General features: G+C 48.1%; 6 protein-coding genes and 1 tRNA gene. 3 read left to right on the top strand and 4 right to left on the bottom strand.

Annotated features, from left to right (window positions below; translation table 11 throughout):
* Window positions 1-59: 59 nt before the first annotated feature.
* Both QUA33_RS27485 and nadA read right to left on the bottom strand, forming a co-directional pair.
* Entirely contained in the window at window positions 60-686 is a 627-nt protein-coding gene (locus QUA33_RS27485) for a TIGR04282 family arsenosugar biosynthesis glycosyltransferase (protein ID WP_333152858.1), read from the bottom strand.
* 174 nt (window positions 687-860) lie between these two features.
* Complete coding sequence (gene nadA, locus QUA33_RS27480; RefSeq protein ID WP_333095902.1) at window positions 861-1829, bottom strand: quinolinate synthase NadA; 969 nt, start codon at window positions 1827-1829, stop codon at window positions 861-863.
* 197 nt (window positions 1830-2026) lie between these two features.
* Between nadA and QUA33_RS27475 the strand changes: the two genes are divergently transcribed.
* Together QUA33_RS27475 and QUA33_RS27470 are read left to right on the top strand one after the other, a co-directional pair.
* Complete coding sequence (locus QUA33_RS27475) at window positions 2027-2944, top strand: TIGR04168 family protein (protein WP_333152856.1); 918 nt, start codon at window positions 2027-2029, stop codon at window positions 2942-2944.
* A gap of 34 nt (window positions 2945-2978) precedes the next feature.
* Window positions 2979-3063: transfer RNA gene (locus QUA33_RS27470), tRNA-Ser, on the top strand.
* Between the two features lie 157 nt (window positions 3064-3220).
* On the opposite strand, the gene QUA33_RS27465 is transcribed toward QUA33_RS27470, so the two are convergent.
* Together QUA33_RS27465 and QUA33_RS27460 are read right to left on the bottom strand one after the other, a co-directional pair.
* On the bottom strand, window positions 3221-3601 hold the full coding sequence (locus tag QUA33_RS27465; protein WP_333095904.1) for a translation initiation factor: 381 nt from the start codon (window positions 3599-3601) through the stop codon (window positions 3221-3223).
* 107 nt (window positions 3602-3708) lie between these two features.
* Window positions 3709-4212: a hypothetical protein gene (locus QUA33_RS27460; RefSeq protein WP_333152854.1), complete on the bottom strand. Its 504-nt coding sequence runs from the start codon at window positions 4210-4212 to the stop codon at window positions 3709-3711.
* A 503-nt stretch (window positions 4213-4715) separates the two neighbouring features.
* Between QUA33_RS27460 and QUA33_RS27455 the strand changes: the two genes are divergently transcribed.
* Window positions 4716-5234 (top strand): pentapeptide repeat-containing protein, encoded by a 519-nt coding sequence (locus tag QUA33_RS27455; protein WP_333152852.1) that lies wholly within the window; start codon window positions 4716-4718, stop codon window positions 5232-5234.
* The last annotated feature ends 13 nt before the right edge of the window (window positions 5235-5247 follow it).

Raw genomic sequence — 5247 nt, 5'->3', positions numbered from 1 at the left:
GAAATAAGTTTATTGGCTCGCGTTCTGGGACTACTTAGCTCAGATACTCCAACCAGCGGTTATTGAGCAGTTACCAATATATTAATATCTAAACCGAGGAGATCTTCGGGTCTATCGATATCTGCAAGAGTGGGAAGATAAGCAATATTTAGATCTAGCTTTTGGGCGATCGCCCGGGTACAAGCCAATACTTCACTGCTTCCCCACTGAATGCCACCGAACAATTCCGGTATCGATCGCCGCAGCCCGATCAGATAATAACCTCCGTCTTTGGCTGGGCCCAAAACTAAATCGTGCTGGCTCAGTTCATCAAAAGCTTGTGCCATGATTTCTGCTTTCAAACCAGGACAATCAGTGCCGATAATTGCAGTTTTCTCAACCCCTGAATTAAAAGACTTTTGAAACGCTGCTGTCATTCTTGCGCCCAAATCACCGTCTCTTTGATTTTGACAAATAATATCATTTCCCAACCACTCTTGCATCAGTTGTTGGCTGCCGCCGGCTCGGTGAATTTCTACGGATAATCGGCGGGCTTGTTGGAGAGAGAGAGCGCAGGCGATCGTCCGTTGAGCCATCAAGCGGTGAAGGTTGGCAGCACCTGCTTTTCCCAGCACGGGAATTAGTCGAGTTTTGGTTGTTCCCGGTTCGGGATAGCGAGTGAAAACAATCAGTTTTTCGGACATCATTTATCGTTCAGGAGTTTTAAAGGAAGGAACCGCAGAGTCGCAGAGGAAGAAAAGAGAAAGAGCTAACAACTGATTCACCGATTGCAGATCGATGTGGGTGGGTTAGGCAATGACTTAATTTAATCGCAGCGCCCCACTCACCACACAATAAATTTACTTAAAAATAGCCAGCGGTTAGCTCATTTCTAGCATTCGTTGGATCGGCTGTAAGGCTGCTAGTTGAATATCTTGGGGCATGGTAATTTCAGGGGTTTGATTTTTTAGGGATAGATACAATTTTTCCAAGGTATTTAATCTCATGTGCGGGCATTCGTTGCAAGCGCAGTTATTATTGGTGGAAGGAGCGGGGATGAAGCGTTTATGCGGAGCTTGCTTTTGCATTTGGTGAATGATTCCCGGTTCAGTCGCGACAATAAAAGCTTGGCTGGAACTACCTTGAGAATATTTGAGCAAAGCAGTGGTAGAGCCGATATAATTGGCGTGGCGCAGCACGGGAGGTTCGCATTCTGGGTGGGCAATTATTTCGGCATCGGGATTTTCGATTTTGAGTTGAACTATCTTTTTTTCTGAGAAGTTTTCGTGGACCATGCAAGCTCCTTGCCAGATCTCCATGTTTCTCCCCGTTTGTTCCATGACGTAGCGACCGAGATTGCGGTCTGGTCCAAAAATTATCGGCTGATTTTCGGGAATTTGGTTGACAATTTTAACAGCGTTAGAACTGGTGCAAATTATATCGCTCATTGCCTTAATTGCGGCGGTACAATTAATGTAGGAAATTACCAAATGTGCTGGTCGATCGGCTTTGAAAGCTGCAAAGGCTTCGGGAGGGCAACTGTCGGCGAGGGAACATCCAGCATTTAAGTCTGGCAACAATACTAATTTGTCGGGATTGAGAATTTTTGCGGTTTCGGCCATGAAATGAACTCCGGCAAAAACTATGACATCGGCGCTGGTGTTGGCGGCTTTGCGGGCAAGTTCTAGGGAGTCGCCAATGAAGTCTGCGATGTCTTGAATATCGGAGTCTTGGTAATAGTGGGCGAGAATGACGGCGTTTAACTCTTGTTTGAGGGCGTTAATGGCTGCAAACAAGTCGTGGGGCAGTCGGGTTTGAGTAAAGTTCGGAGCAGGTGCGGTGGTAAACACAGTTAGAATATTCCGGGGAAGGTGGCGAAGACAGCTAAAGTGTATTTTGAATTATAGTTGAATTCACCAAAAAGTGCTGGCTGTTCAGTGGGGCCAATCTAAAATCCAAAATATGCTGCGGGAGAGTTCAAAAATTGGTCGCTGTTTCTTATGCTGAGTAAGAAGGGGCTAGGGAGCGATCGCACATGACAAATCACATGAATAAAGCTAAATCTATCAAAATTGCGGTGGTGGGGGACGTTCACGATCGCTGGGAACCTGAAGACGGCGAAGCCCTGAAGCATCTGGGCGTTGATTTGGTGCTGTTTGTGGGGGATTTTGGCAATGAGTCGGTGGAGGTGGTGCGGGCGATCGCCCAATTGGACATTCCGAAAGCAGCGGTGTTTGGGAACCACGATGCTTGGTACACGGCGACTGAGTGGGGCCGCAGTCAGTGCCCCTACGATCGCACTAAAGAAAATTGGGTGAAACAGCAGTTAGATTTAATGGGGGAAGCTCACGTCGGTTACGGGAAAAGGGATTTTCCAGAATTGGGCGTAACTGTGGTGGGAAGCCGCCCGTTTACTTGGGGGGGATCGGAGTGGAAGTACGGTGATTTTTACTCGGAGTGGTTTGGGGTAGAAAGTTTTGAGGAATCGGCGCGGCGCATAGCAGCGGCTGCGGCGGATGCCGATTGCGAAAATGTGATTTTTTTGGGTCACACGGGCCCTACGGGGTTAGGAGAGGCTCCTGAAGACCCCTGCGGGCGAGATTGGAAGCCACTGGGCGGGGATTGGGGCGACCCGGATTTTGCGGAGGCGATCGATCGAACTCGTACCACAGGAAAGCACATACCGCTGGTAACTTTTGGTCATATGCACCACAAACTGCGGCACACGAAGCAGGAGTTGCGGAAGTCGCTGGAGGTGAGTGCGGAGGGTACAGTTTATTTGAATGCCGCCAGCGTACCGCGAATTGTGGAGAGAGAGTGCTCGAAACTGCGGAATTTCTCGATCGTCCTGCTGGAAAATGGAGCAGTGTCGGAAGTGTCTCTGGTATGGGTAGGCGAAGATTTCGCGGTAGAAAGAGAACAAATTCTTTATCGGCGCGCTGAATCTGCGGCTATTTGTAGTTAGAGACATTTGCTGGTATGATAAAATTTATGCGCCAGGAGAGGTGGCAGAGTGGTCGAATGCGCCTGACTTGAAATCAGGTGAACCGCAAGGTTCCGTGGGTTCAAATCCCACCCTCTCCGTTTAACAATTCTCTTGTCCGTTAAGGGTTTCAGATTATCTATCCCCTCAAGAGTTCCCTTTGCCGCTCATCTTTGGCTCACTCATGGTATTTGGCCACAAAAAAACACCCCCGCAGGGGTGCTGTTGCTTACCAGGTAATTTTTCTAGCTAACTGACTTAACTAAACCCTTCCTCATCCGCTGGGTCGCCGTAGGGGTCTTCGCTCGCGGGGATGACATTGCCGAACATTCCAGCATCCGCTACGTAGTCTGCGGGGTCGCCGTAGGGGTCTTCGCTGGCCGGACTCACGTTACCGAACTGTCCGTAGTCTGTACCGGCGTAGTCTGCGGGGTCGCCGTAGGGGTCTTCGCTGGCCGGACTCACGTCGCCGTACTCTCCGTAGTCTGCGGGGTCGCCGTAGGGGTCTTCGCTGGCCGGACGCGCATTGCCATACTGTCCGGGATTTGAGGGATCTTGGTAATTACCGTCAGGATCGACTTGCTCGCTGTCGGGCCCGACGATCGCATCTTTTAACTTCCGAAAAAATCCGTCTACCATGATAAAGTTCCTCTTTTTTATGTGTTGAAAAACTGGTGTTTTAGATTGGGAATCCCAGATTTAATTAAAAATCTCCAATCGGTAATCTAAAATCTCAAATCGTTAGGCTACTGTGCCGGAACAGGAGCTGTAGCTTCCGGCAAGCTAGTAAGGTCTCGACCGGTATTTTGGTTGTTGTAGCCTTGGAATTCCCGGTAACGCATTGCCTCGGACTCCGGAACTTTAATTCCTCCAGGCGGGGGCGTTACCCAGTGAGCGCGATTCTGGGCATCGCGGTAGTAAACGCGACCGTTTTTGGAAAGGTAATATTTTCCCTGCGACCCCTGTTGTTGCTTGTTTTTATGCTGGTTGTAGAGGTAGTAAAGGGCCGCTGCTCCTGCTAAAGTAATCCCTACTTTTTGAGCATTGCTCAGTCCTTTTTTCGCTTGTGGGGAAGGAGCTGAGCCGCGATTAGTTTGCACTCCTCCAGCGCGAGTATCGTCAACAGGAGGCGGAGGAGCGTAAGTTCGCTCGCTAGAACCGCAAGCACTCACAAAGGGAAAGGTCAGCAGCGTTGTCAGCAGCAGAGCCACGAAGCGCGATCTTTGAGGTTCGGGTTTGATTGTGTTCATTGCCGCTCCGAATTGTCGGGATGATAGGTAGGATGTGTTCTGGCGAGGTTGAGAAACCTGAGCTGCTGCTAACAGTTTTTAGAGTAAATTAATTTCTCGAAGCAATTTTGACCAAAGTAGTTGCTGAGAATTTATCAACAGCGCAGGTACGGTATTGCGTTTCTATTTAATCATGCTGCAATCTCTCGATGATTTACTCATTCTAGGGATATAAATAAAGTTTCTTTTATTTCAGTCTGGAGGTATATGCAAATGCGCGCCTTCTGGTAACAATAAATTCGGTTTGTGGACTGCTAAGCAGACGGACGGGACGAGTGCGAAGCTCAAAGCAGCACTGGGGAGGGAAAGGAGGCGGGAGGTTTAAGTTTGGCGGTGTTTAATTGCGCCGGACGGCTTGTCAAAGATACCTGCAATTTTTTCGTGGGAATTCTGGAGAGGTCGATCGCACTATTGTAGAAATCTATTAACAGCCAGAGAAAGCCCCCACAGCTTTTCGGATATTTATGAAATTAAAGAATTTATTTACTGCTGGATTGTCCATCGCAGTTGTATTTACTGCGGTCAAATATCTAACTTTTTCAAATCAACAAAACCAAGTCAAGGAATTGCTGCAAACCAAACAGTGTCCCGAATGTAATTTCAGCAATGCCAACCTAAAAGGATTAGACTTGCAAGGAGTCAACTTGCAGGGAGCTAACCTAGAAGGTGCTAACTTATCAGGAGCAAAATTGGCTAATGCCAACCTCAAAAATGCCAATTTAAATAGAGCCAACCTCACGGGAGCTGATTTGGGATGTGCCGGCATCACTTTCAACCTTGAGGCTAATGAAAAAGAAGCAAATATGGATTTTAATGTCACCGCTGTTCCACAACAGAATAACCCAGAAAATTCAGTAGTTGGTTTCAAAATGAAAGCAACGGATAGAGGAGCGACAATGCGTTTCAACCTCATGGGATGCCAGGGCTATTTCATTCTAAATAATTCCTTGAGTGTGTTAAGACCAAAGCCAGCAAGTCGTTGAGCTTGAGCCATAT

Origin of the sequence: Microcoleus sp. Pol14D4, assembly GCF_036701245.1 — a bacterium.
GTDB lineage: Bacteria > Cyanobacteriota > Cyanobacteriia > Cyanobacteriales > Microcoleaceae > Microcoleus.
The sequence above is the reverse complement of the archived record's forward strand: the minus strand, read 5'-3'. Positions and strand labels throughout refer to the sequence as shown.

Bases quoted from the DNA above. Each gene is read 5' to 3' on its own strand.
- QUA33_RS27455 (WP_333152852.1), top strand. From the start codon at position 4,716: ATGAAATTAAAGAATTTATTTACTGCTGGATTGTCCATCGCAGTTGTA.
- QUA33_RS27460 (WP_333152854.1), bottom strand. From the start codon at position 4,212: ATGAACACAATCAAACCCGAACCTCAAAGATCGCGCTTCGTGGCTCTG.
- QUA33_RS27485 (WP_333152858.1), bottom strand. From the start codon at position 686: ATGATGTCCGAAAAACTGATTGTTTTCACTCGCTATCCCGAACCGGGA.
- QUA33_RS27465 (WP_333095904.1), bottom strand. From the start codon at position 3,601: ATGGTAGACGGATTTTTTCGGAAGTTAAAAGATGCGATCGTCGGGCCC.
- QUA33_RS27475 (WP_333152856.1), top strand. From the start codon at position 2,027: ATGAATAAAGCTAAATCTATCAAAATTGCGGTGGTGGGGGACGTTCAC.